Raw genomic sequence first — 22,126 nt, forward strand, 5'->3', positions numbered from 1 at the left:
ACCATGTCTGCCATGACCCCTCGAGAGATTGTCCACGAACTCAATAAACACATCGTCGGCCAGGACGACGCCAAACGCGCAGTCGCCATCGCCTTGCGGAATCGCTGGCGCCGGATGCAGCTCGACAGCACCCTGCGTGAGGAGATCACCCCCAAGAACATCCTGATGATAGGGCCCACCGGTGTCGGTAAAACCGAAATCGCCCGACGATTAGCCAAACTGGCGGACGCGCCCTTCCTCAAGGTGGAAGCCACCAAGTTCACCGAGGTGGGCTATGTTGGGCGGGACGTGGAGTCCATCATCCGCGACCTGGCGGACGCCGCTGTGAAGATGCTCCGTGAACAAGAGATGAAGCGCCACGAAAACCGGGCACTGGACGCCGCGGAAGAGCGCATTCTCGACGCCCTGCTGCCACCGGCCAGGGACTTCGCCGACGACAACCGGGAAGGCCAAGACTCCGCCACTCGCCAGCTGTTCCGCAAGAAACTCCGGGAAGGCGATCTCGACGACAAGGAAATTGAGATCGAGCTGAGCAGCCCCAAAGCCGGCATTGAGATCATGGCACCTCCCGGTATGGAGGAGATGACCTCTCAGCTGCAAAGCATGTTCTCCAATATGTCCTCCGAACGCCGCAAGACCCGCAAGCTGAAAGTCGCGGACGCCCTGCGCCGGGCCAAGGACGATGAGGCCGCCAAACTGGTCAACGAGGAAGAAATCAAGCAAAAGGCCATTCAGGCCGTTGAACAAAATGGCATCGTATTTATCGATGAGATCGATAAGGTCGCCAAGCGCTCGGAGAATGCCTCCACCGATGTCTCCCGGGAAGGGGTGCAGCGCGACCTGCTGCCACTGATCGAAGGCAGTACGGTCAGCACCAAATACGGCTCAATCCGCACCGACCACATCCTGTTCATCGCCTCGGGCGCCTTCCACCTGGCCAAGCCCTCGGATCTGATCCCGGAGCTGCAGGGCCGGCTGCCCATACGGGTCGAACTGCAGGCACTGACGCCGGAGGATTTCAAGCGCATCCTCACCGAGCCCGACGCCTCCCTGGTTCAGCAATACGAGGCCCTGGTCGGCACCGAAGGCGTCAGCCTGACGTTTGCGGAAGATGCCATCACCCGCATTGCCGAAGTCGCCTGGAAAGTGAACGAGAGCACCGAGAACATCGGCGCCCGCCGTCTCCATACCGTGCTCGAGCGGCTGCTGGAAAGCCTGTCCTTTGAGGCGGGAGACAGTGTCATCGATCACTTCGAGATCACCGCCAGCTATGTCGATGAGAAATTGGGCAATCTGGCCGAGGACGAAGACCTCAGTCGTTACATCCTCTAACCCGCAACCGCCAAGGCAGGCCTGACGACCCCGGCCTGCCGCTTTCGGACCGCCACTATGACAACCGAACGCCCCAGCAACATCCGTATCCGCAAACGAAGCCGACTATTGCACCTGGATTATGCCGATGGCAGCAGCGCTGAGCTCCCTTTCGAACTGCTGCGGGTTTACTCACCGTCGGCAGAAGTTCGCGGGCACGGCATGGGAGCCGGGGTGCTGCAAACCGGTAAGCAGGATGTGGAAATCACGGGTGCGGAAATGATTGGCAACTACGCCCTGAAGTTGAGCTTCAGCGATGGCCACGATTCGGGCCTGTTCACCTGGGCGTATTTGCGTGAGCTGGGCCAGCATCAGGACGATTACTGGCGCCGTTACCTGGCCCGCCTGGAGCAGGAAGGGGGCTTGAGAAGCCCCTGATCCGTACCGGAAATTACAGGGCTTTCTGGATGAGCTCTGTCACACCGAAACCGTTAGCCAGCTTCCCCTTCTGGGCTTTACGGCGGTTCTTCGCTACGTAAAGCGGCAGCATTTCCCCATACAGACTGGTACTGATGGTACGTTGCTCATCTTCCAGCCGATCCCGCCGCAGCCGAATGCCATAGCGCAGCAATTTAGGCTCCAGCTCGTCCGCCCGCTTCAGCAGATCTCGGCGGGTCATCTGGTAGGCGTGCTCGCACACCATCCGTCGTGACTGGAAGCTGAAGACATTGGAGAAGAACAGCTTGGCATCGTCACGGGTCGGCTCGAACAGCAGCAGCTCCTTGTCCGGATAGTCCCGGGAATACTGGGCAATACCCGCCTGCATGCGCGAATAGACCATGGTGCGGAACATCTGGGAAAGCAGGTTGGGCATACCGGAGTGGGTCAGCGTACCGGGTGTCATGGTGCCGGCACGGACCGCGGCACTGGCATCTATGGGCACCTGGGGATTGACCGCAAAAACCAGGTCAGCGCCGTCCTCAAAGGCGACGGACGCATGCACCGCCTTGCGCAGGGTACCATCCACGTAGTAGCGGCCATCGACGTTAACCGGCACGTAGATTCCTGGGGCCGAGGTACTGGCCTGAATCGCTTTGGAAATCGGTACATGATCGAAGCCCGGGGCACCGAAACAGACCGCTTCGGTGCTTTCCACATCGGCTGCGACGATATACAGGCTGCGCTTCAGCTGACGGAAGTCGTTGGTGCGTCCCAACATGCTGAAGGCCCGCTGCAAATAGTCATGCAAGCCTTCATTATCGAACAGCCCCGCCGGTGCCACCTGCGACAAGATGGTCAGGGCCTCCAGCAGACTCTGGTCATAGGGGTTGTTAACAAACCGGGCCAGTGCGGTTGCCACCAACCTGGGCACCGCCAACAAACGACCGCCGATTTCCCGGAAGGCCGGCCGGTAGAACACTTCCGGGTGGAACGGGTGGACTTCCGCCTCGTTTCGCACAAAGATCCGACACAACTGCGCCGTGGTCACCTGGTTCGCCAGATTGGCGGCCACGAACGACCCCGCGTTTACGCCGACGTAAACATCAATGTCGTTGAAATCCAAGCCGTCCAGGGCCTCATCCAGCGCCCGAAGCGCGCCAATTTCGTAGATGCCCCCCAGAGGACCGCCGCCGCCCAGCGCGAGCCCAATACGTGGCTTGGGTTTGATTTCAGTGTGCGTCGCTGCCATAGCTAACAATCCAAGGTCCGACAGTGGGTCCTTTCAACTTAACACCCACTTTTAGAGTACTCACCCTATATTCCCGAAAACAGGCCAAAGTGATCCCAAATTTACCACGAAAGTCGTAAATCCAATGCAAAACTGAAAAGCCAACTGAACACTGTAATAACGATGAATAATGTTAAGGAACCGCTGATGAACGCCCTAAAACCGTTTATTGCAGCATCTGCTCCTTAAGAGCCGCCGCGGTGGCGGTCTTGCCGGGTCGCAAATAGCGGCCGAAGCCGGCACTGCGCAGGGAGAGATCGACGCAACTCTTGATGACATGAGGCGAATCCAGCAACAGCACATCTTCCAGCAGCTGCCCGGCCCATTCCAGGCTCAGGTTGCGGATCACGGACTTGACCTTGGGCAGGCTGGCGGCGTTCATCGACAGGGCGTCATAGCCCATCGCCATCAACAGTACCGCACCGCCGGGATCCCCGGCCAGCTCGCCACAGATGCTGACCGGCTTGCCTGCGGCATGGGCATCGTGGGCAATCCGCACCAACGCCTGCAGCACGGCCGGGTGATAAGAGTGGTACAACTGGGCAACCCGGGGATTGTTGCGATCAACCGCCAGCAGGTATTGGGTCAGGTCGTTGGAACCCACGGACAGAAAATCCACCCGATCCGCCAGTTCCCGGACCTGATACACCGCCGCCGGGACTTCCACCATCACACCCACCTTGGGCATGTGGATGTCGTATCCCTCTTCGCGCACCTCATGATAAACCCGGTAAATCAGGTGCAGGGATTCCTCGACTTCCGAGATATTGCTGATCATCGGCAACATGATCTGCAGATTATTCAGCCCCTCACTGGCCTTGAGCATGGCCCGCACCTGAACCAAAAAAATCTCTGGGTGATCCAGGGTCACGCGAATGCCGCGCCAACCCAGGAACGGGTTCTCTTCCTGGATCGGGAAATAGGTTAACGCCTTGTCGCCGCCGATATCCAGGGTACGCATGGTCACCGGATTGGGGGCAAAGGCCTCCAGCTGTTCCCGGTAGTATTCCCGCTGCTCCTGCTCGGAAGGGAAACGATCTTTGATCATGAACGGCACTTCGGTCCGGTACAGACCGATGCCCTCGGCACCGTGACTGAGGGAGCGCACCACATCGGTCATTAGGCCGGTGTTTACCAATAACGACACCCGGTGGCCATCGGTGGTCTCACAGGGCTTGTCCCGCAATACCTCCAGCCCCCTGACCAGCTCGTCCTCTTCGTCGCAAATCTCCTGGTACACCGCCCTCAGGTCCGCTGAGGGCGAGGCGAAGAGCTGGCCTTCGAAGCCGTCGACAATCAGTTCCTTGCCATCGAGCTGGTTCACCGGAATATCGACCAGTCCCATGACCGTCGGCACCCCCATGGCACGGGCTAGAATGGCAACATGGGAGTTCCCTGAGCCCCGTACCGACACCAGCCCCACCAACTGATCTCTGGGCACCTCGCCCAGCATGGCCGGAGTCAGCTCCTCGCTCACCAGCACGGTCCGTTCCGGATAGACCCGCTCCTGCTGGTTACCTTCCTGCAGGTGGGACAGCAGGCGACGGCCCAGATCACGGATGTCCACCGCCCGCTCCCGCAGGTACAGATCGTCCATCATTTCAAAGTGGCGGACATACTGCTGAACCACTTGTCGCAACGCCCCCTGGGCCCACAGGCCCTGCTGGATGCAGTTGACCACTTCGCCGGGCAACGCGTTGTCCCCCAGCATCCGCAGGTAGACCTCGAACAATGCCTGCTCTTCCGGCCGCAGCTGGGAAGCCAGCCGACGGGCGACACGCTCGATATCCTCCCGCACCGCAGTGACCGCGTCACTGAACAACTGGAGTTCCTGATCGATGTCCTCGGCCTGTTTCTCCGGAACCGCATCCAGGTCGGCGGCAGGATAGACCGCCACCCCCTGACCAATGGCCACGCCCTGGGCCCCGGCAACGCCGCTGAAACTGACGTCCTTGGCCTCCGCCCCGGTCAGGGACAATCCGCTGATCGCCCCAGTCGCCTCGCTGTGGGCAATGACACCGGCCAGCTGTGCCGACACGGTGACCAGGAAAGCCTCCTCCCCTTCGTCAAAACAGCGAGAGTTTTCCCGCTGCTGAACCACCAATACCCCCAGCACCCGGCGATGGTGAATGATCGGAACACCAAGGAAGGACCGGAAGCGTTCCTCACCGGTCTCCGGGAAGTAACGATAGCGGGGGTGGGACGGGGCGTCTTCGAGATTGATGGGTTCTTCCCGAGACCCCACCAGGCCAATCAGGCCTTCCGAGTAGCCCAGGCTGACCTTGCCGACGGCCTGTTGATACAGGCCCTCACTGGCCATCAGGATGTAGCGGTTGCTGTCCGGATCGAGCAGGTAAACGGAGCAGACCTCCGTCCCCATCGCCTTCTGCACCCGGGATACAATAATCCCCAGCGCCTCCTGAAGATCGCGGGCGCTGTTAACCTCTTGTACCAGGCTTCGCAGTATTTCTAGCATATCCGGACCAGTTACTCACCGTTATTGATACTGTGTGCGCTCTGCCAGTCACCCACCGTTATGACTGTTTGCGGGGCCACTGTTCCATATTACGGAAAAGTCGCGGCGCAAGCTCCTTTAATGCACGCCGGTAAACTTCGCGTTTGAACGAGACGACTTGCCCCAAGGGGTACCAATAGCTAACCCATTGCCAGCCATCGAATTCCGGCGAATCGGTGCCATCCACGCACACATGCGCATCCGGCGAAAGCATCCTCAGCAGGAACCATTTCTGTTTTTGCCCAACACATATCGGGTGCGAGTTATGTCGCACCATGCGTCGTGGCAGGCGATACCGCAACCAGCCACGGGTGCAACTGATAATTTCCACATCGGCCTCGCCAAGCCCGACCTCTTCTGCCAGCTCCCGGTACAGAGCCTCTTCCGGTGACTCATGGGTCTTGATGCCACCCTGTGGAAACTGCCAGGAGTCCTGTCCGATACGTCTTGCCCACAGGACTTCGCCCCTGTGGTTGGCCAAAATGATTCCGACGTTGGGCCTGAAACCATCTGAATCGATCACGGCACAGCCCTCTGATATGTCAGTATTATTCGTGTCGGTAAAAAGTGTCCAAGTTGGCCTCATTCTTACAGAAAGACCAGAATTCGGCAAACCAGGCCAACTGCAGCGGGCCGTGGTAGACTTGACGCCCCCTTTTACCAACCACGTTTAGTCAGGAGCCCACCGGTGACCCTTGCGATCTTTGACCTCGACAACACCTTGCTGGCCGGCGACAGCGACCATGCCTGGGGCGAATTCCTGGTAGAGGAAGGCATTGTTGATGCCGAGCATTATCGCAAGGAGAACGATCGCTTCTATCAGGAATACCTCAACGGCGAACTGGACATCCATCGCTATCTGAGTTTCGCCCTTGCGCCTTTGGCGGCACACGACATGCCGCAGCTACTGGCCTGGCGCGAGCGATTTCTCGACAAAAAAATCCGTCCGATGCTGCAAGACAAGGCGTCGCAACTGCTGGATCAGCACCGCCAGCAGGGCGATACGTTAATGATCATCACGGCAACCAACCGCTTCATTACCGAACCGGTGGCTGAACTGCTGGGAATCGAACACCTGATCGCCACCGACCCGGAAATTGTCGATGGCCGCTTTACCGGCCAGGTGGCCGGCACCCCCAGCTTCCGCGAGGGCAAGGTGACACGGCTGCAAGCCTGGCTTGAGGACCACCAACTGAGCCTGGAGGGCGCCTGGTTCTACAGCGACTCCAACAACGATGTGCCGCTGTTACGCCAGGTTACCAACCCGGTGGCGGTGGACCCCGACCCGAGCCTGGAGAAACTGGCCCGGCAGTTGGGCTGGAAAGTGCTGTCGCTGCGGGATTGAGGAACCACCGTGATACCACGCATTACGTTGCTCCCCCTGTTGGGCCTGATACTGACCGCTTGCAGCCCTGCGCCAGAAGACGCCCCCGCATCGCTGGCACCGCAGGCGGAGCCAGCGCTGGCGGCACGCAGCAACGCGTTATGCCAGGCAACGCACCGGCTTCAGCAGCAGGTGGTGGCGTTTCTCGATGCGCCGACTGAAGCCTCGCTGGCCAACGCCCGTCAGACCTGGCAGGCGGCCCACCAAGCCTATCGCCTAGTGCAGTCGGACTATGCGCTGGCCGGTCTGACACCGCCACAAATTGCCGATTCCCGCGATCCGATAGATGCCTTTCCCCTGCTGCCGGGCTACCTGGACCAGGTTCCAGGCTACCCGAACAGTGGCGTGGTTTTTTCGGACGTGCCGCTGACGCCCGAATTTCTGGCTCGGGAACATCAGTCCACCGACTTCCACTACGCCATTCTGGGCTTCCATCCGCTGGAGTTCATGCTGTGGGGCAACCCGGGGGAGAATGCGGCCGACCAGGTCAACAAATTCCTGGGTGGCCCACCTAAGCCTGAGGCAGAAGCCATCGACGTGTCAGGGCGGCGCAAGGACCTGATCCGACTCATGGCCCATAGCCTTGACCAACAAAGCAAGCGGCTGTGTGAAGATGAGGAGCAACGCCGGCTGACCGCGGTGCTCGCCAGCTCGCCGACGCCGACGCCGTTAACGCTGGAAACCGATGCCGGCGCGGTGGCCCACCAGACGCCCTAGAAAAAGCTGGTCAGTGAGCGAACGAAGCAGGACTTGATGTAATCCGTCTCCGGGATACCGGGGATCACCGGGTGATCCGGCGCCTGGTGCCCCTGCTCCAGAAGCTGCACAAAGCGATCGACCTTGCGCCCGCTGCTGCGAATGATATCCACCAGGCGCTCCTGGGACAGGTGCATGGAGCAGGACGCCGACACCAACACGCCATCACGGGCCAACAACCGCAGGCCCAGTTGATTGAGCCGGGCGTAGGCCTGCTCGCCGGCTTTCTGGTCACGTCGGCGCGGGATCAGCGCTGGCGGATCCAGCACCACCACGTCGTACTTTTCCTTCTCGGCGGCCAGGGCCTTCAGCGCCTCGAAGGCGTCCCCTTCCAGCGTGTCCACGTTATCCAGGCCGTTCAAGGCGGCGTTATGGTGCACTGCGTCAATGGCCACCGATGAACTGTCAATACAAGTCACCTGCCGGGCACCGGCGTTGGCCGCCTGCACGCCCCAGCCACCGACGTAGCTGAACACATCCAGCACCCGCTTGTCGGCAGCATAGTGCTGAAGTCGTTGCCGATTCATACGATGGTCATAAAACCAGCCGGTCTTCTGCCCCCCGGCGAGCGGCACCTCAAATCGGGCGCCGTTCTCCAGCACCACCAGGGTGTCGCACGCGGGCCCATGAACCTGTTCAACATAAGCGTCAAGGCCTTCCACTGCGCGCATCTTGCCATCGTTCTTGAGCACGATGGCCTGCGGATGCACCAGCCGTTCGATGGCCCGGACGATGGTGTCCCGCAGCAACTCCATGCCCGCCGTGGAGATTTGCACCACCACCGTATCACCGAACCGGTCAATCACCAGGCCGGACAAGCCATCTCCGTCGCCGAACACCCAACGGTAATAGGGCTCCGGAAACAGCCGTTGCCGCATCAGCAGGGCGGCTTCCAGACGTTCAGCGAGACGTTTCGGCGTCATGCCGTGGGTAGGATCACGACTGATCAGCCGGCCACAGATCAGCGCCTGGGGGTTGACGAAAACCGTCCCCAAAGGTTTGTCAGTAGCGGCGCGCAGTTCGGCCTGGCAACCGGGCTCGAAGCCGGTCAGCGGGGAACGACGAGTGTCCACCTCGTTGCTGTATACCCACAAGTGACCAGACCTGATACGACGTTCTGCCCCTTTGCGCAGGTAAAGAACCGGAAATTGCATGGCGACGACCTTTTGATGGAATGTGAGTGCGCAATGACTCTTGGGAGCCTCTAACTAGCTCCGAATCGCCTGTGCACGATTTGCAGCTTTCAGAGCGTGCCCTGCGGGGTATCCAGAGCCAGAGCTGATCCGGAGCTAATCAGAGGCTTCCTTGCTCTGTCACCAAGTCTGCGTAAGCGTCGGCGTCCAGCAGGCTCTCCAGCTCACCAGGGTCTGCCAGCTTCACCTTGAACATCCAGCCTTCCCCGTAAGGGTCTTCGTTCACCTTTTCCGGCTCGTCTTCCAGGTCTTCATTGACCTCAAGCACCTCACCGGTCACCGGACTGAATACGTCAGACGCAGATTTGACCGACTCGGCCACGCCCGCTTCCTCGCCGCCGTTGACGGTAACGCCGACATCGGGCAAGCCGATGTAAACCACATCCCCCAGTTGCTCCTGGGCAAAGTCGGTGATGCCGACGGTGGCGGTGCCATCCGCTTCGACCCGCACCCACTGGTGGGTTTCAATGTATTTTACGTTGGCTGGAATGTCGCTCATGTTGGAATCCTTGGCGTATTTTTTCGCGCAGTTTACCCGAAGACGGCCCTCGTGCTCTACGGTGCCATCCCAAGAAAGCTCAGGATGGCCGGCACCACGACATCAAAGTTCTGGAAGCGATGGTCGCCACCCGCCTGAATCCAGCAGGGCGAATGCGGGTGGCGACGCAACGCCTCCCGGTAATCGAGGGTTTCATCGCCGGTTTGCAGCAGCAGAAACAGGTTCTCCGGCTGTCGGATAGTGCCCGGCTCCAGCGCCCTCAGCGCCCGCATGTGCTCGCTGGTGAGCGTGTAGCGCTCGCCAGTGTAGGGGTTGTGCTGCGGGCCGAGGTAATCGTGCAGCAGATCGTAGGGGTGGATCGCCGGGTTGATCAACGCCGCGCGGATGCCCAATTGCTGGCTCAGCGCCGTCGCGTAATAGCCCCCCAGGGAACTGCCGATCAGACCGACCGGGCGCCCGGCCACCGAGGCCAGGGCATCGCTGGCCCGCCGATAGGCCTGTTGCGGGTCAAAACCAAGCTCCGGCACCACCAGCTCAATGTCTGGATTGAGATCCGGCAGCCACGCTTTCAGCTCATTGGCCTTTTGCGACCGGGGCGAGCTATTGAACCCATGCAAATAGATGATCGCCGGGCGCATGGTCAGTAACCGGGGCTGTCAATGTCCAGCTCAAACCGGAATCCGCTGGCGCGGCCAACCCCAGTCTGGTATTCCCCCGACGCCGACAGTTCCAGCCAGCGGTAGCCGGGCGGCAACGGCTCAACGGCGAACTCATCCGAGCCCGCGGTAAATTGCACGCAGGTAGAGGGAGACGCCAGCAAGCGGACATCGCCTCGGGTCCGATCCAGTTCCTGGTGGATATGCCCCCACAGCACCACCTTTACCTGTGGGTGGCGATCAATCACCTGCCAGAACGCATCACGGTTTTTCAGCCCGATGCGATCGAGCCATTGGGAGCCAACGTCCACCGGGTGATGGTGGAGCGCCACCAGGGCGGGCAACTCGGGGTGAGCCGCCAGCTGCGCCTCCAGAAACGCCAGCTCGTCATCCGTCAATTCGCCGTGAACCTGGCGAGGCACCGACGAATCCAGCAGGATAAACTGCCAGCCACCCAGGATCAGCTGCTTGCGCCCCGAGGCCTCTCCGGCGACGCGCGCCAACACGGACGCGCAGTCATGATTACCCGACAACCACAGCGAAGGGCAGCCGAATACCGCCAGCTTCTGTGCAAACAGCCGATAGGCCTCTTCCGAACAGTCCTGGGCCAGGTCGCCGGTGGCGAGAACCAGATCGGGCTGAATGCCATCACGCTGAACCTGAGCAAGCACCGCATCGAAACTGTTGCGGGTATTCACGCCCAGCAAATCGCCCTGCGGGTCGGCCATCAGATGGGGGTCGGTCAGCTGAAGTACTCGTAAGGCACGAGGAAGGTCACGTCGAGTCATGGCACCTGGTCATTACGTTTATCGCACGGCTCCCTTGCCCCACGACGATTCAATCGGATGTTGAGTTTCCTGTCGAGTCTCCCGGCGGACTCAATGGCTCAGTTGTATTAGAAATCTACCAGACGGGACGCCAGATTCAGCAATGGCGATCACATTCTGCCGCTCCGCCGTCCTAATGAGACAGCCAGCTTATTCAGTGTAGACCTAACTGACACCGTCACCCACCGACCACAGGCCCAGCTCGAACGGGGCGTGGCCAAACTTCAGGCAATAATCCAGCCAGTCTGCCAGAAAGCCGTTTACCTGTACTTTCTCATCGGGATGATGCATGTAGCGGTTCGGATAATCATTGACCGGGGCGATGCGGCGATCACGGTAACAACTGATGACTTCCGCCATGGTCGCATCGTGGTAGATTCGCACGGTCAATTCCGGATTGTTCAGCCACTTGCCGCCATTGTGGATCTGCTCCAGCAACAGCGTCTCGGTGAAGCGCGCCGTCTGCAACACCCGCATGCGCACCCGGCCCAGGTAAAGATCTTCCCGGTGCAACTCAAACTCAGCGACCGGCTGCCCCCCGGACTCCAGCTGACGCAACCGCTCCAGCCGGCGGTAGTTGCCCTCGCACAGCGCCCCCAGCCTGCGCAGGTCGGGCACGTAACGACGCGGCCTCCTGACCCACTCAGTCATGTCCGCTCCAGGCGTCCCGCAGGCGGTGATGGTTGAGCTGCAACCACTGCAGGGCGATGATAGCCGCGGCATTGTTGATGCGACCGTCGCCGATCATGGCGATGGCCTCGCTGAGCGGCACCACATGCACCCGGATGTCTTCATGCTCGGCTTCGATGCCGTGGATGCCCCCGGCCGATGCGGTGGATACGTGGCCGCAGTAAAGGTGTATCAGCTCGGTACTGCCACCGGGCGAGACCAGATAATCACAGACTTTCTCCAGCTCCTGGAAGGTGAGGCCGGCTTCCTCCTGCCCTTCGCGGTGGGCCACTTGCTCCGGCGATTCGCCGTCTTCATTCATGCCCGCCACCAACTCCAACAGCCACGGTGATTGCGAACGCCCCAACACCCCGGCACGGAACTGCTCCAACAGCACCACTTCCTCCCGGTCCGGGTCGTAAGGCAGGACACAGGTGGCATCACCGCGAATGAACAACTCGCGGGTGAACTGGGGCATCTGGCCGCCAGCAAAGCGGGGGTGAGTGAGCCAGAGTTTGTCCATGCGGAAAAAGCCCTGAAACACCGTTTCGCGCTTGGCAATGCGGACATCGCCCTGCCCGAACGGGCCTGGAGAGTTTGCCGTATCTTGCACCATGGGCTGGTTATTTACTCCTGCTTCCGAGACTACCAAGAACCAACGATAGCCGGAGCCCTGTCCGCAATGCAAGCTTAAGCGGAAGGTCCCGGGCCGCCCGCTGGCGCACCCGGGTTAAGCGGTCCTTACTCAGATCTTGTCGTAAAGTTTGCTGCCCGAGGCTTTGAACTGCTCAGACATTTCCTGCATGCCGGCATCCACGGCCTCGGATTCCCCCAGCCCCTTCTCCTTGGCGTAATCCCGGACTTCCTGGGAGATCTGCATGGAACAGAACTTGGGGCCGCACATGGAGCAGAAGTGCGCCACCTTGGCGGAATCCTTGGGCAGAGTCTCATCGTGGAAAGCGCGGGCGGTATCCGGGTCCAGTCCCAGGTTGAACTGGTCCTCCCAGCGGAACTCAAAGCGGGCCTTGGACAAGGCGTTGTCCCGCACCTGGGCGCCGGGGTGCCCCTTGGCCAGGTCGGCGGCGTGGGCAGCGATCTTGTAGGTGATGATACCGGTCTTGACGTCGTCCTTGTTGGGCAACCCCAGGTGCTCCTTGGGGGTGACGTAACACAGCATGGCGCAACCGTACCAGCCGATCATCGCCGCACCAATGCCGGAGGTGATGTGGTCGTAGCCCGGTGCAATGTCGGTGATCAGCGGTCCCAGGGTGTAGAACGGTGCCTCGTCGCAACACTCCAGCTGCTTGTCCATGTTCTCCTTGACCAGATGCATCGGCACATGGCCCGGGCCTTCGATCATCACCTGAACGTCGTGCTTCCAGGCAATCTTGGTGAGCTCGCCGAGGGTTTCCAGCTCGCCGAACTGGGCCGCGTCGTTGGCATCGGCAATGGAGCCCGGACGCAAGCCGTCGCCGAGACTGAAGGACACGTCGTAGGCCTTCATGATCTCGCAGATTTCCTCGAAATGGGTGTAGAGGAAACTCTCGGTGTGATGGGCCAGACACCACTTGGCCATAATAGAGCCGCCGCGGGAAACGATGCCAGTCACCCGGTTGGCAGTCAGCGGAACGTGATGCAGCCGCACCCCGGCGTGAATGGTGAAATAGTCCACCCCCTGCTCCGCCTGCTCAATCAGGGTGTCGCGGAAGATTTCCCAGGTCAGGTCCTCGGCGACGCCGCCCACTTTCTCCAGGGCCTGGTAAATGGGGACAGTACCAATGGGCACCGGCGAGTTACGAATGATCCATTCCCGGGTTTCGTGGATGTTCTTGCCGGTGGACAGGTCCATGATGGTGTCGGCGCCCCAGCGGATGCCCCAGGTGAGCTTTTCCACCTCTTCCTCGATGGACGATGTCACCGCTGAGTTGCCGATGTTGCCGTTGATCTTCACCAGGAAGTTGCGACCAATGATCATTGGCTCGGATTCCGGGTGATTGATGTTGGCGGGAATGATGGCGCGGCCACGGGCCACTTCGTCACGGACGAACTCCGGGGTGATTTCCTCCGGCAGTGTCGCCCCCAATGGCTGTCCCGGATGCTGCTGCAACAGCCCGCGCTCGCGGGCTTCCTGCAACTTCTGGTTTTCGCGAATGGCGATGTACTCCATCTCAGGCGTAATAATGCCCTGGCGGGCGTAGTGCATCTGAGTGACGTTCTGGCCGGTTTTCGCCTTGAGCGGCTGACGCTCATCCATAAAACGCAGCGGATCGAGCTGGGGATCTTTCATCCGACGGCAGGTGAACTCCGAGCTATAGCCGTCCAACGGCTCAACGTCGCCCCGTTCTTCGATCCACGCGGAGCGCAACGGCGCCAGCCCCTTGCGGATGTCGATGCTGGCATCAGGGTCGGTGTAGGGACCAGAGGTGTCGTAAACCACCACCGGCGGATTTTTCTCGCCACCCATTTCGGTGGGGGTGTCGCTGACGGTAATTTCCCGCATCGGCACCCGGATGTCCGGACGGCTGCCCTCGACGTAGATTTTGCGGGATTGCGGCAGCGGCTTGACCGCGGCGTGGTCGACCTGGGCAGATTCACTGAGGTGCGGAGGTATCGTCGTCATAGTAGCGTCCCTAGAAAGTGTCGGTTTATTCGGGTCGCGTATGACGGGAACTCGCACTCCCTGCTTGGTCAGGGCTCGTTCCGGAGGTGTTGCCTCGAATTCCTACGCCGGCATTATCCGGGTCAGGTCAGCGGGTTCAGCCATGCTATCTCAGCCAGCCCCTTTCGATCGGACCAGCACCCCGTCAAGACGCGATATATCAGTCATTGGCACCGCAAATAGGTGCCAGATGCAAGTGTAGAGATCAACTCAAATATTGTCCATAATGGCTCGCGCTTGCCCCTTAAGCCAATAGGATTGGCCGGGCCTGTGGCGCTGGACTCAGTCGCTGTTACCGGCGAGATCGCGGCTCCGCAGTTCTATACATTCAGGAGATGACATGAGAAAACGACTGCTTTCCGGACTGGTTGGCCTACTTGTTGCCCAGCCTGCCCTGTCCGTCGATCTGATCGAGACTTACCAGAAAGCCCTGTCCTACGACTCCGGGATCGCAGCCGCCCGCGCCAGTTACGAGGCCCAGCAGGCCAACGTGGATGTGAGCCAGAGCGCCCTGCTGCCACAGGTTTTTGCTTTCGGTGATGCCGACTACACGGACCTGGATGGACCGAGTGTCGACAACGGCGAACGCACCCTGTCCTACGGCGTGCAGCTCACGCAGCCCATTTTCCGGGCGGACAACTGGTACCGCTATGACACCAGCAAGTACCAGAGCGAGTCGGCGCAGGCCCAGTACAACCTGGCCCAGCAGCAACTGATTCTCGACGTCGCCACCGCCTATTTCAATGTCTTGCGGGCTGCCGACAACCTGACCACCGCCAGGGCCGCCGAAGCCGCGATCCAGCGCCAGTACGAGCAGGCCCAGGAACGTTTCGACGTCGGCCTGATTGCCATCACCGAAGTTTACGAGGCCCGCGCCAGTTACGATTCCAGCAAGAGCCTGCGCATTGCTGCCGAAAGCGACGTCGACATTGCCCGGGAGCAGCTGGCCAGGCTCACCGGCGAATACACCGAGCAGCTGGACAACCTGACCCAGGAGTTCCCCCTGGCCCGCCCCGAGCCGCTGGACCCGACGGCCTGGGAAACCACCGCGCTGGACCAGAACTGGCGCATCCAGTCCGCCCAGTACGACCTCAAGGCCAGTGAATCCACCCTGAAAACCGCCAAGTCCGGCCACTACCCCACCCTGGACCTGAACGCCTCCTACGGCGATTCCGACGTGGACGGCAGCCGTCCCGGCATGATTGACGGCACCACCACCCAGGGCTCGGTCAGCCTGACCTTGAACGTGCCGCTGTACACCGGCGGTGGCACCCAGGCGAGCGTTCGCCAGCAGCGCTCCCTGGTGGACGTGGCCGAGCAGACGCTGGCCACTGTCCGCAGGGACGTCCGGGTGAACACCCGCAGCCTGTACCGCACGGTCAACACCAACATTGAATCGGCCGCGGCCCTGGACCAGACCATCGTGTCACGACGCAGCGCGCTCGACGCCACCCGGGCCGGCTACGAAGTCGGCACCCGCAACATCGTCGAAGTGCTGGATGCCGAGCGCAACTACTATGTAGCGCTACGGGATTACGCCAATGCCCGCTACGACTACGTGGCGAACACGCTGCAGCTGAAACAGGCCGCCGGAACCCTGAGTCCGCAGGACCTGATGGATCTGAACCAGTGGCTCAGCGCCACTGCGCCGGGCATTGAGGCGCTGGCGCATGATAACGAAACCATCAATCCCCGCCGCGGCAACTGACCCTGCCATTGGGCAGAACGGGGACAGGATCAAACCTGTGCCCGCTCTGCCTCCAGCCGTCAAACCCGCCCGACGATACCATCCACCACCCGCGCCAGCGCTCCGCGGTTGGCTTCGACCACGGCCAGCGCATTGCTTCCGGACTGCTCCGCCAATGTCCGGTCGACAATCAGGGCGCTCACTCTTGCCGCCAACTGCTGATCATCTCGGGTGATGAACACCGCATCGCCGCTGGCCAGCTGTCCGTAAATGGTTTCAAAATTGAAGACGTGGGGCCCGGACAACACCGGCATGCCCCAGGCCGCCGGCTCCAGCGGGTTGTGGCCGCCCCGCTCAATCAGCGAGCCGCCAACGAACGCGATGTCCGAAGCGCCAAACAGCATCAGCAGCTCGCCCATGGTATCGCCGAGATAGACCTGAGCGGCAGCCGGCGATTCTTGCCGTGACCGGCGCGCCAACGACAGGCCCTGTTCGGCAACGAGCGCGGCGACAGCATCAAACCGCTCCGGATGGCGCGGTACAATGACCAGCAGACAGTTCGGGTGCTCGGCCAGCACCTGGCGGTGGGCATCCAGCAGCTGACGGTCTTCGCCGTCATGGGTGCTGGCGGCAATCCACACGGGCCGCCCAGCGCCGAGTGTCGCCCGAACCTGGCGGGCAGTGGCCCGCAGCTCCGATGAAATGTCCACATCGAACTTGATGCTGCCGGTCACCGACACCGTGTCCGGCTTGGCACCTATGCGCAAAAAGCGATTGGCGTCTTCGCTGGCCTGGGCGGCAATCCAGCCGATACTGGCCAGTATCGGCCGCACCAGCGAGCCGACCCGCTGGTAGCCTTGGGCGGAGCGTTCCGACAACCGCGCATTGATCAGGAAAATGGGCACCTGACGTTGGCGTGAAGCAGCGATCATGTTCGGCCACAACTCAGTCTCCATGATGACCAGTGCCTTGGGCCGGACCCGTTCGACGAACCTGCGTACCGAACCAGGCGTGTCGTAGGGCGAGTAGGAGTAACGCACCCGATTACCAAAGGTGGCGCGAGCACGCTCGAGACCGGTGGCAGTCATCGCGGTCATGAGAATCGGGACGTTGGGGTTACGATTGAGCAACGCCTTCACCAGCGGTGCCGCTGCGATGGTTTCGCCCACCGAGACCGCATGCACCCAGATTACCGGGCCACCAGCGGGCGCCACAAAACCCAGCCGCTGCCGCCAGTTCCGCCGCAGCTCGGGATTCTCCCGCCCACTCCACCAAAGTCGCAGCAGCACAAAGGGCAAGGCAAGACGAAAGAACAGTGAATACAGGAAATGCAGCATCATGACTCCAGCTTGATGGGTGCGACGGCCATTCTACCGAAACCGCGCCGCGTTCGCCCGACCCCGCAAGCCTCCGGCCAGCGTTAAGAAGTCTCGAATCCCCATTCAAGTCTTTGGTGGCACTCCTGCGACTGCTAAACTGCCGACCAGGATAGTAATGGACGGATCATTGTGAGCAAACAAAGGAAAAAGACACGCGAGACCCGCTATTCACGTTACTGGCAGCCACGTTGGTGGCCAACCTGGCTGCTCATCGCACTGATGTGGCTCGTCGCCCAGCTTCCGGTTCGACTGCAATGGACCCTGGGCAAGGTGCTGGGGGAACTGGCCTACCGACTGATCCCCAGGCGCCGTCACATAACGGAAGTCAATATCCGGCTATGCTTTCCCGAGCTCTCCGTCAAGGCGCGCCAGGCGCTGGTTCGCAAGGCGTTTCATTCAAATGGCATTGGTATTATGGAAATCGGCCTGGCCTGGTTCCGCAATCCCGAACGCTTTCGCCAGATGACCCAAGTGCACGGCCTGGAACACCTGCAGGCCGCCCTGGACAACGGCAATGGCGTGCTCCTGCTGGGGGGGCACTACAGCACCCTGGACCTGGGCGGCAGCCTGGTGTCACTGTACATCGACGCCGATGTCATGCAGCGGGACCATAATAATCCCTTGCTGAACGCGGTGATGACCCGAGCCCGCGAGCGCCGCTACGGCGTGGCCCTGGACAGCAAAGACCTGCGTGGGCTGCTCAAGCGGCTGAAGCAAAACCGCACGGTCTGGTACGCCACCGACCAGGATTATGGCCGCAAGGGCATTGTCTTCGCGCCCTTCTTCAACGTGCCTGCCGGCAGCATCACCGCCACCTCACGCATCGCCGAACGCAGCCGCTGCGCGGTCATCCCGTTCAGCCACTTCCGCCGCTCCGGCCAGCTCGGCTACGACATCTACTTCCAGCCGCCGTTAGCCAATTACCCCTCCGGCGACGATCTGGCCGACGCCACCCTGGTCAATCACACCCTTGAGCAGGAAATCCGCCACCACCCCGATCAGTACCTCTGGATGCACCGGCGCTTCAAGACCCGGCCATCGAGCAGCGACCCGAACCTGTACAAGGACTCCACCTGATGGCTACCGCCCGCCCCCTCCAGGGGCCTGCTCCCGTTGTCTGGCTGTTGACCGACAATAAACCGGGTCACCGGAACCAGTTACAGGGCCTGGCCAACCGCTTGCGGGTCCTGGCCGGGGCGAGCATTCACTGGCTGGAGGCGAAGCGCCACCCGGTGTCACTGCTGCGTGCCCTGATGGGATTGCCGCCCAAGCTCGATGGCACCTTACCCGCGCCCAACCTGATCCTGGCGGCGGGCACGGGCACCCATCGGCTGCTGCTGTCCCTGCGGCGGTTGCGTCGCTGCCGGACCACGGTTCTGATGAGGCCCTCCTTTCCGCTGGCCTGGGTCGATGCCGCCATTATCCCGCGCCATGACAACCCACGCCCGAGCCACCACGTGCTGCCCACCGATGGGGTGCTGAACGCCATAACCCCGCTGTCGCGACTCACCGACAAGCCGGAAGCACTGATTCTGATCGGCGGCCCGTCACGGCACTTCGACTGGACCAACAACGTCGTCGTCGATCAGATCCTGCACCTCATGCAGCAGCACCCGGACTGGCGCTGGACCCTCAGCGGCTCCCGCCGCACGCCCGCCGAACTGATGGAACGACTGCAGAGTCTGGAGAGCCCCAAGGTCACCGTCATCGACCATCGTCGCTGCGGTAAAGACTGGCTGGCCAGCCAACTGGCGCAATCGCGGGCGGTCTGGGTGACCCCGGACAGCGGCTCCATGGTGTTCGAGGCGGTGACCTCCGGCGTGCCCACCGGCCTATTCGAACTCGTCCCCAGCCCCCACAGCCGTATCGCCGCCGGCATCGCCACGCTGCTTGAAGACGGCCGGGTGGCGCTGTGGAGCGATCAGGCCGGGGTGATGGATCAAGGCAGCCTGCTGACCCCCCGCTTGTGGGAAGCGGATCGCGCCGCCAACTGGTTGATCGACACTTTACTCACGGATGCGCGCCCATGAGGGTCTTGCAGGTACTACCGGCGCTGGAGAGCGGCGGCGTCGAACGGGGCACGGTGGAATTCGCCGCCGAACTGGTCAAGCGGGGCCACGAGTCCTTTGTGCTTTCATCCGGCGGTTCCATGGCGTCGCTGCTGACGCGCCAGGGCAGCCACCACATCACCCTGCCGGTCCATCGCAAGTCGCCAGCGTCATTTGGTCAGATCCGTCCGGTCCGGCAGTTGCTGCGCGACCTGCAACCGGACGTGGTCCATGTCCGTTCCCGCATGCCCGCCTGGATTACCCGACTGGCCTGGAACGGACTGCCGGCGGACGAACGCCCGGCGCTGGTGTCCACTTTCCACGGCCTGTACTCGGTGACGCCGTACAGCGCCATCATGGCCAAGGCGGAACACGTCATCGCGGTATCGAACTGCGTTCGGGACTATGTGCTGCGGCACTACCCGGTGCCGCCGGATCGGTTGTCCGTTATCCAGCGCGGCGTCGACACCGCCAGCTTCTACGGCCACACCCCAAACGCCGATTGGACACGGGCCCTGTATCGCGACTTTCCGGAGTTGGAACACAAACGCCTGGTGCTGATGCCTGGCAGGATTTCGCGCTGGAAAGGCCAGCTGCTGTTTCTCGATGCTATGGCTGAGATGGCACGCAAACACCGGGACCTGCATGGCGTCATTGTCGGTGGCGTGGAGCCCGGCAAGCACCGGTTCCTGCAGGAACTCGAAGTGCACCGCAGCGAGCTGGGGCTGGACGACAAGGTGACCTTTCTGGGGCAGCGGGCCGATATGGCAGACCTCTACAGCCTGGCGACCCTGGTCTGCCATATGTCCACCAAGCCCGAGCCGTTCGGCCGCACCGTGACTGAAGCGCTGGCCGCAGGCACACCGGTCGTTGCCTTCGACCGTGGTGGTGTGGCGGAGACCTTGCGAGCGTGCTTCCCGGAGGGGCTGGTGACGCCGGACCACATTCGCGAGTTCGCCGATCGGGCCGTCGCCTTGGCCAACGCCCCTCGCCGCCACATTGAGTTACCCGAACGCTTCCGGCTGGAAGCCCAAACGGAAGCCACTCTGGCGGTTTATCGCCAGCTGCTCGAGGCAAAGCAGGCGGAGACTGCCTGATGTCCCCGCCGCTGACCATTGCCCAATTGCTGGCCACCCCCGGATCGGGCTGGGGCGGTATGGAACAGCACACCCTGAGCCTGGCCCAGGCACTGGCGGCACGCGGTCACCGAGTCCATGTTCTGGCCCACCCCGATTACGCCAATCGCTTCCCGCAACCGCTGAACTTTCAGCCCCTGCCCATGCAACTGGGACGCCGCAACCCCTGGCTGCGCCGCCGGTTGCGCCGAAGCCTGCGTCAGTTGGCAGCGGACGTTGTACACGCCCAGGGCAACAAGGCCGCTGCCCTGTTGTCCGGCACCGAGCTCGGCGAGGCGGTCCGGTTAGGCACGCTGCACGGTGTCAAATCGTCCCACGCCGACTTCGCCCGGCTGGATGCGATCATTGCGGTCAGCAAGGGCGTGTTCGAGAGCATCCAACATCCGCGCAAGCAGTTGATCTATAACGGCATCGTCCCGCAGGCCTCGCAACCGCGGGATCGGCTCGCAGCGCTCAGCCCCCACCACGCACGGCCACTGGTCATCGCCGCCGGGCGACTGGAGCCGGTGAAGGGCTTTGAGTCACTGATCCGGGCCTGGGCCCACCTGGCGCCAGCAGGACAACTGGTGATTGTGGGCCAGGGCAATCAGCAGCCGCAGCTGCAGGCTCTCATCAACGACTCAGGGCTGCAGCAATGCATTACCCTGGCCGGTTACCGCAACGACCTGCGGGATTGGCTCGGCCACGCCGACGCCTGTGTGCTGAGTTCGCAACGGGAAGGTTTCGGCTACCTGGTGATCGAGGCCTTGCAGGCCGGGTGCCCGGTGCTGGCCACCCCGGTGGGTTGTGCGCCCGAACTGCTACCGCCGGACTGCCTGGCGGTAGACTCCAGCGGGCCCGCGCTGCAAAACCTGCTGCAACAACACCTGCCGAGACTGACACAACTGCGAGCGCAGCAGGCCGATGCCATGGCCCGGGCCCGGGAGCACTTCACCCTCGTGGCCATGACCGAGCAGACCGAGGCCTGTTACCGGGCGCTGCTTTCAGCGGGAGCCGGCCCGTGATCGACTTAAGCCAAGCTGAGCCATTCGCCAGTGGCGCCAACCGCCTGTGCTTCCGCCACCCTGAGCAGCCGGGCCAATGCCTGAAAGTACTGAAACCCGGCATCCTGAACCAGCGTTACCAGCACCAGCCCCGACTGAAGCGACTGCTGGGCAGGCAGCGACTGGACGACAACCGCCAGGAACAACAGGGGTATGAGCAGCCCGCCATCGCCGGCCGAATTGCCGGCCCTGATGAGGCCCTGCTTTGGCGGCACCTCCCCCGGCTGTACGGCACGGTCCAAACCACGCTCGGCCCGGCCAACCTCAGCGACCTGATCACCGACAGCAACGGCGAACCGGGCCGGACCCTGGAGTTTTACCTGCGACAGGGGCTGACCGACGAGCTGTCCCAGGCCATTGAGCAATTTTGCCAATGGCTGCTGGACACGGAGATCCAGAGCCGCAACCTGTTGCCTCATAACCTGGTGCTGTCCAACCGGAGCGGGCGACCGGAGCTGTTCCTGGTCGACGGGCTCGGCGCGCCGATGGTGCAGCGGCTGCTGGCGCGCCATCCAACGCTGCGACAACGGGCCATCCAGCGCAAGATTCGCCGTTTCCACCGCCGCATCCAGTGGGAACTGGGCGGCCGCCGCGAACCCTGGGAAAGCGTGCAGAATCGCTGACCCGACCAGAAC

21 protein-coding genes and 1 riboswitch are annotated in these 22,126 nt (G+C 61.9%); of the genes, 10 read left to right on the top strand and 11 right to left on the bottom strand.

Annotated features, from left to right (window positions below):
• Positions 1–3 precede the first annotated feature (3 nt).
• On the top strand, positions 4–1,332 hold the full coding sequence (gene hslU / locus N6L25_RS10910; protein WP_271980145.1) for an HslU--HslV peptidase ATPase subunit: 1,329 nt from the start codon (positions 4–6) through the stop codon (positions 1,330–1,332).
• A 57-nt stretch (positions 1,333–1,389) separates the two neighbouring features.
• Positions 1,390–1,749, top strand: a complete 360-nt coding sequence (locus N6L25_RS10915; RefSeq protein WP_271980147.1) for a DUF971 domain-containing protein — start codon at positions 1,390–1,392, stop codon at positions 1,747–1,749.
• A 13-nt stretch (positions 1,750–1,762) separates the two neighbouring features.
• On the opposite strand, the gene N6L25_RS10920 is transcribed toward N6L25_RS10915, so the two are convergent.
• The 3 genes from N6L25_RS10920 to N6L25_RS10930 form a co-directional block, all read right to left on the bottom strand.
• A complete protein-coding gene (locus N6L25_RS10920; protein ID WP_271980149.1) occupies positions 1,763–3,001 on the bottom strand; it encodes a patatin-like phospholipase family protein in 1,239 nt (412 codons plus the stop codon).
• Between the two features lie 205 nt (positions 3,002–3,206).
• Entirely contained in the window at positions 3,207–5,516 is a 2,310-nt protein-coding gene (gene ptsP, locus N6L25_RS10925; protein ID WP_271980152.1) for a phosphoenolpyruvate--protein phosphotransferase, read from the bottom strand.
• Between the two features lie 58 nt (positions 5,517–5,574).
• On the bottom strand, positions 5,575–6,078 hold the full coding sequence (locus N6L25_RS10930) for an RNA pyrophosphohydrolase (RefSeq protein ID WP_271980154.1): 504 nt from the start codon (positions 6,076–6,078) through the stop codon (positions 5,575–5,577).
• A gap of 165 nt (positions 6,079–6,243) precedes the next feature.
• Here N6L25_RS10930 and N6L25_RS10935 point away from each other — a divergent pair, with 165 nt between their 5' ends.
• Both N6L25_RS10935 and N6L25_RS10940 read left to right on the top strand, forming a co-directional pair.
• On the top strand, positions 6,244–6,900 hold the full coding sequence (locus tag N6L25_RS10935; RefSeq protein ID WP_271980156.1) for an HAD family hydrolase: 657 nt from the start codon (positions 6,244–6,246) through the stop codon (positions 6,898–6,900).
• 9 nt (positions 6,901–6,909) lie between these two features.
• Positions 6,910–7,656 carry an imelysin family protein gene (locus N6L25_RS10940; RefSeq protein ID WP_271980158.1) on the top strand — a complete coding sequence of 249 codons (747 nt, stop codon included), beginning with the start codon at positions 6,910–6,912 and terminating at the stop codon, positions 7,654–7,656.
• Here N6L25_RS10940 and N6L25_RS10945 read toward each other — a convergent pair.
• The 7 genes from N6L25_RS10945 to thiC all read right to left on the bottom strand — a co-directional run bounded on the left by N6L25_RS10945 (position 7,653) and on the right by thiC (position 14,159).
• Positions 7,653–8,849 carry a class I SAM-dependent rRNA methyltransferase gene (locus N6L25_RS10945; protein WP_271980160.1) on the bottom strand — a complete coding sequence of 399 codons (1,197 nt, stop codon included), beginning with the start codon at positions 8,847–8,849 and terminating at the stop codon, positions 7,653–7,655. The two genes, N6L25_RS10940 and N6L25_RS10945, sit on opposite strands and share 4 nt — an antisense overlap.
• Before the next feature lie 139 nt (positions 8,850–8,988).
• Positions 8,989–9,387 (bottom strand): glycine cleavage system protein GcvH, encoded by a 399-nt coding sequence (gene gcvH, locus N6L25_RS10950; RefSeq protein WP_271980163.1) that lies wholly within the window; start codon positions 9,385–9,387, stop codon positions 8,989–8,991.
• A gap of 56 nt (positions 9,388–9,443) precedes the next feature.
• Positions 9,444–10,025, bottom strand: coding sequence for a YqiA/YcfP family alpha/beta fold hydrolase (locus N6L25_RS10955; protein WP_271980165.1), 582 nt, complete (start codon positions 10,023–10,025; stop codon positions 9,444–9,446).
• Between the two features lie 2 nt (positions 10,026–10,027).
• Complete coding sequence (gene cpdA / locus N6L25_RS10960; RefSeq protein WP_271980168.1) at positions 10,028–10,831, bottom strand: 3',5'-cyclic-AMP phosphodiesterase; 804 nt, start codon at positions 10,829–10,831, stop codon at positions 10,028–10,030.
• A gap of 204 nt (positions 10,832–11,035) precedes the next feature.
• On the bottom strand, positions 11,036–11,521 hold the full coding sequence (locus N6L25_RS10965) for a DUF1249 domain-containing protein (protein WP_271980170.1): 486 nt from the start codon (positions 11,519–11,521) through the stop codon (positions 11,036–11,038).
• Complete coding sequence (locus tag N6L25_RS10970; RefSeq protein ID WP_271980172.1) at positions 11,514–12,155, bottom strand: NUDIX domain-containing protein; 642 nt, start codon at positions 12,153–12,155, stop codon at positions 11,514–11,516. Before N6L25_RS10970 ends, N6L25_RS10965 begins: the two co-directional genes overlap by 8 nt.
• A gap of 129 nt (positions 12,156–12,284) precedes the next feature.
• On the bottom strand, positions 12,285–14,159 hold the full coding sequence (gene thiC / locus N6L25_RS10975; protein ID WP_271980174.1) for a phosphomethylpyrimidine synthase ThiC: 1,875 nt from the start codon (positions 14,157–14,159) through the stop codon (positions 12,285–12,287).
• An 81-nt stretch (positions 14,160–14,240) separates the two neighbouring features.
• Positions 14,241–14,353, bottom strand: a riboswitch (TPP riboswitch).
• A gap of 185 nt (positions 14,354–14,538) precedes the next feature.
• Between thiC and N6L25_RS10980 the strand changes: the two genes are divergently transcribed.
• Positions 14,539–15,906 (top strand): TolC family outer membrane protein, encoded by a 1,368-nt coding sequence (locus N6L25_RS10980; RefSeq protein ID WP_271980176.1) that lies wholly within the window; start codon positions 14,539–14,541, stop codon positions 15,904–15,906.
• Between the two features lie 59 nt (positions 15,907–15,965).
• Here N6L25_RS10980 and waaA read toward each other — a convergent pair whose 3' ends face one another.
• Positions 15,966–17,222 (bottom strand): lipid IV(A) 3-deoxy-D-manno-octulosonic acid transferase, encoded by a 1,257-nt coding sequence (waaA, locus tag N6L25_RS10985; protein ID WP_271980179.1) that lies wholly within the window; start codon positions 17,220–17,222, stop codon positions 15,966–15,968.
• Positions 17,223–17,393: 171 nt separating this feature from the next.
• Here waaA and lpxL point away from each other — a divergent pair, with 171 nt between their 5' ends.
• From lpxL to N6L25_RS11010, 5 genes are read left to right on the top strand one after another with little or no spacing between them, the layout of a single operon-like run.
• Positions 17,394–18,341 carry an LpxL/LpxP family Kdo(2)-lipid IV(A) lauroyl/palmitoleoyl acyltransferase gene (lpxL, locus tag N6L25_RS10990; protein ID WP_271980181.1) on the top strand — a complete coding sequence of 316 codons (948 nt, stop codon included), beginning with the start codon at positions 17,394–17,396 and terminating at the stop codon, positions 18,339–18,341.
• Positions 18,341–19,294 (top strand): mitochondrial fission ELM1 family protein, encoded by a 954-nt coding sequence (locus N6L25_RS10995; protein ID WP_271980183.1) that lies wholly within the window; start codon positions 18,341–18,343, stop codon positions 19,292–19,294. The genes lpxL and N6L25_RS10995 overlap by 1 nt, the downstream gene beginning before the upstream one ends.
• On the top strand, positions 19,291–20,409 hold the full coding sequence (locus N6L25_RS11000; protein WP_271980186.1) for a glycosyltransferase family 4 protein: 1,119 nt from the start codon (positions 19,291–19,293) through the stop codon (positions 20,407–20,409). The genes N6L25_RS10995 and N6L25_RS11000 overlap by 4 nt, the downstream gene beginning before the upstream one ends.
• On the top strand, positions 20,409–21,452 hold the full coding sequence (locus N6L25_RS11005; RefSeq protein WP_271980188.1) for a glycosyltransferase: 1,044 nt from the start codon (positions 20,409–20,411) through the stop codon (positions 21,450–21,452). The genes N6L25_RS11000 and N6L25_RS11005 overlap by 1 nt, the downstream gene beginning before the upstream one ends.
• A complete protein-coding gene (locus tag N6L25_RS11010) occupies positions 21,449–22,114 on the top strand; it encodes a YrbL family protein (protein WP_271980191.1) in 666 nt (221 codons plus the stop codon). The genes N6L25_RS11005 and N6L25_RS11010 overlap by 4 nt, the downstream gene beginning before the upstream one ends.
• The last annotated feature ends 12 nt before the right edge of the window (positions 22,115–22,126 follow it).

This window comes from Marinobacter sp. SS21 (genome assembly GCF_028369065.1).
Lineage (GTDB): Bacteria > Pseudomonadota > Gammaproteobacteria > Pseudomonadales > Oleiphilaceae > Marinobacter.